The organism is Photobacterium sp. OFAV2-7, from assembly GCF_022347985.1.
Classification (GTDB): domain Bacteria; phylum Pseudomonadota; class Gammaproteobacteria; order Enterobacterales; family Vibrionaceae; genus Photobacterium.
The window spans coordinates 1-3569 of record NZ_JAKRFQ010000538.1 but is presented as its reverse complement, the minus strand read 5'-3'; the positions used below and the strand labels follow the sequence as shown (position 1 = coordinate 3569).

The following is a 3569-nucleotide window of genomic DNA, read 5'->3' as shown; positions in this document are numbered from 1 at the left end:
CTGCCCAGTGCCGGTTGTTGCATGTGCTGCAGGAAAAAGAAGTGGTACCCATTGGCTGTAATCAGCCGAGCAAGGTGGATATCCAAATTGTCGCCGCAACCCATAAAAATCTTGATGAGCTGGTGGCTCAAGGCCTGTTTCGCCAGGACCTCTATTATCGTTTGAATGGGTTGATCCTGACGCTACCCGCCTTGCGCGAGCGTCAGGATTGCGAGGCGTTGATCGCTGCTATTCACCGTAAACACCAAACGGTAGAACAGCACATCTGTGGACACCTGATGACGCTGCTGACGACATACCACTGGCCTGGCAATATCCGCGAGCTGGATAATGTGTTGCGGGTGGCATCACTGTTGTCGGACGAGGCCGAGCTGCTTATGTTGAGCCACCTGCCGCAGCACATCGCAGAGCCTTTGCTGAAACAGGGATCTGGTGGCAGGGCGGAAACGATCACAGGCAAAGATTTGCGAACGACCATTTCCGATACGCTGCTGGAGACTTATCGAGCCAATAAGGGCAATATCAGCAAGACGGCGAGAATGCTGGGTGTTAGCCGTAATACCCTGTATCGCAAGCTTAAGAAGCTGGGCATCAACTAGTGCTAGTTAATTAAGTTGTTCATCCAGGTAATCGACTAGCATTCTTACTTTCGGCGATAAGTGACGGTTGTGCGGGTAAAGCGCCCAGATCCCGTCGTCGCTTTCGGTAAACTGAGTCAGCAGAGGCGTCAGCTGGCCATTGTCGATATACGGCTGAACGTAGTAATCCGGGAGCTGGACAATACCTAGCCCTTTTAGTGCCGCATCGGTCAGCGCATGGCCGCTGTTGCAGCGCAGACTGCCCTTGACCCGAATATTGCGTGCCTTGCCCTGTTCCTGAAAACGCCAGTAATCCAGGGTTCCCCGCAAACAGTTGTGTTGTTCCAGCTCAGAAAGTGAGTAGGGCACACCATAGGTTGTCAGGTAGGCTTCTGAGGCACAGACATACTGGGTACGGGAGCCGAGGCGTTTGGCCATCATACTGGAGTCATCAAGTTTGCCGAGTCTGATCGCCAGATCGTATCCTTCGTCGATCAGGTCGATTTTCTGATTTGATAATTGCAGTTCGACGTCGAGGTCGGGGTATTGCTGAGCAAAGTTGTTGATTAGCGGGGCTACCGTGCCTTCACCATAGGTGACCGGAGCCGTTACCTTGAGTTTGCCGCGTGGTGAGCTTTGCAGGTTGCTGATCGCACGTTCTGCTTCTTCAAGCCCGTCCAGCACCTGACGACAGTGCTGGTAGTATGTTTTGCCGACGTCTGTGACCGAGACCTTTCGGGTCGTGCGATAGAACAGCTTGGCTGCCAGCCTTGTTTCCAAGGCGCTGATCTGGCGGCTGACCTGAGCCGTTGATATGCCAAGCCGTTTTGCTGCTGCGGTAAAGCTTTCCGCTTCTGCCACAGCAACAAACTCACTCACCCCTTCCCAGTTAAACATTATTACATCCACGTAAAGATAAAGACTTATTGCGGCTAATTATCTGTTAACTGGGAAATAATAGCGAGTCTTAGTTGAGCTTGAATTTACCCACAATGGCAGCGAGCTGAGCGTTTACTGCAGCGATATTCGCCGTTTCTTCAGCGGTGTGTGTGCCACCGGTATCAAGGCGGGTAACAATCTCGCTAATGGCTGCCATATTCCGGCTTACCTCCTGTGTAACACTGCTTTGCTCTTCTGCTGCCGTCGCAATTTGTGCGCTTAGATCGTTAATCTCAGACACATAATTGTTCATCGTTTCCAGGCTGGCTGCGACGTCGGTGGCGCCATTGGCTGTTTCCTGACAGCGGGCTTTGGTGTTATTCATTGCCTCAACCACCGACTGGTTGCCTTGCAGCAGTTGCTCCAGCGCTTCTTCGATTTCGGTGGTGCTTGCTTTGGTTCGGCTGGCCAGATTGCGAACCTCATCGGCAACAACGGCAAAGCCCCGGCCTTGATCGCCGGCACGGGCAGCCTCGATGGCTGCATTTAGCGCGAGCAGGTTAGTCTGCTCGGCTATCTCACCGATAACAGTCAAGATGGCATTGATGCTTTGTGTTTCATCGCTCATTTTCTGGACATTGCTGGCTGCCGAATCAACGTCGTTGATTAGCGCCGAAACGGTTACCTGAGCCTGGTTGACGATACCTTTTGATTGCTCGCTGGTCAGATTTGCCTCTTGAGTGAATTGAGCTGCCTCTGCTGCATTGGCGGCGACCGACTCGGCAGTAGAATTCATTTCTTCTACGGCAGTGACCACTTGCTCGGTTTCAGTAATATGGTTTTGCAATATCTTGGTGTTGTCGTCTGTCTGGGCTTGCAGGGCGGCTACATTTGTATGCAGGTGGTGAGAGGCATCCTTAATTTCCAGCATCATTCTTTGCAGGCTTTCAATGAACAAGTTTATTCCATGTGCAATCTGGCCCAAATCATCATCGGTTTTTACATCCAGGCGCTGGGTTAAATCCCCGTTACCTTGAGAAAGGCCGACAATAGTGTCTTTTAGTTGCAGAATAGGTGTATAGAGCCACCTTAGAAGCATCACTACCAGAATAATGCCGAATACAACAAAACCAATTGTCGTAAAGATCGCATCTTCACGGGCTGAATCGAGAGAAGCGTAGGTGATCGATTTATCCAGCCCGATCATCAGATACCACTTTTTATTGCCAATGATTATTTCATGAGTAAACATCGTTTTATCTAATCCGGCGGAATTTATATAATCCCGAACTATTTGCTCACTAGAAACAGTTTCAAGCGCGATATCTTTTAGGTGTGAATAATTGGTGAGTTTTTTTCCATTTTCAATTGTGCCAGTCGATGTGGCAAGTATTGTTGTGTCGCTATCAATAATGATTGAAATAGAGCCAGGTATATCAATCGATTTGACAACTTCATTTAATAAATCAAGTTCTATATCGCCCAATAATATTCCATTGTTGACGGTTTCGCCGAAACTGATCATCAGTTTTTTGCTTGAGCTATCTGCGTAGACATCAGTAAATACAACCCCTGAGCCATTGCTAACCTGTGTCCACCACGGGCGTTTTCTTGGGTCGTAAGAACTTGGGTTGGTGTAGTTTATCCATTTGGGATCTGGTGTGGATTTGTAAGCAACACCATCGCTAAAGCCAATCATTAAGTTACTGAGATTAGCAACAGCAGCACCATCAATCATACGTTGGATATGCCCGTCGGTATAATTATTCACTTTATATTTCGACGCGAGATTATGTAAGCCTTGAGATTTCTGATGAATGAATTCTTCAATGGATGAGCTTTGTTCTCGGACAAAAGTAACGGTTGAGCGTGTAACCTCGTTAATTAATCCGTCTTTTTGATTTAAGTAAGAAATATAGTTAGCCGCTCCAATTGACAAAACTGTCCATAATGCAATTGAAACGATCAGTGAATGTTTAAACCCTAGACCCTTCATACAGCCTCATTTTGATTATTAATTTTTTCGATGCACCTTCATCACCTGATTAATTAACAAGTTTGTCAGTAACCAAGTGGGAGTGAATATTTTATATATCTATATATTTTGGGATG

The 3569-nt window shown here is 47.7% G+C and carries 3 protein-coding genes; 1 reads left to right on the top strand and 2 read right to left on the bottom strand.

All coding sequences use genetic code 11. The features are described from left to right. Nucleotides 1-599: sigma-54-dependent Fis family transcriptional regulator (locus MHN01_RS20500; protein ID WP_239413115.1), on the top strand; the 599-nt coding region annotated here is incomplete at its 5' end. Nucleotides 600-605: 6 nt separating this feature from the next. On the opposite strand, the gene MHN01_RS20495 is transcribed toward MHN01_RS20500, so the two are convergent. After that, nucleotides 606-1475, bottom strand: coding sequence for a LysR substrate-binding domain-containing protein (locus tag MHN01_RS20495; RefSeq protein WP_239413114.1), 870 nt, complete (start codon nucleotides 1473-1475; stop codon nucleotides 606-608). 70 nt (nucleotides 1476-1545) lie between these two features. Further along, nucleotides 1546-3228 carry a methyl-accepting chemotaxis protein gene (locus MHN01_RS20490; RefSeq protein ID WP_239413112.1) on the bottom strand — a complete coding sequence of 561 codons (1683 nt, stop codon included), beginning with the start codon at nucleotides 3226-3228 and terminating at the stop codon, nucleotides 1546-1548. Nucleotides 3229-3569: the final 341 nt, after the last annotated feature.

Bases quoted from the DNA above. Each gene is read 5' to 3' on its own strand.
- MHN01_RS20495 (WP_239413114.1), bottom strand. From the start codon at position 1,475: ATGTTTAACTGGGAAGGGGTGAGTGAGTTTGTTGCTGTGGCAGAAGCG.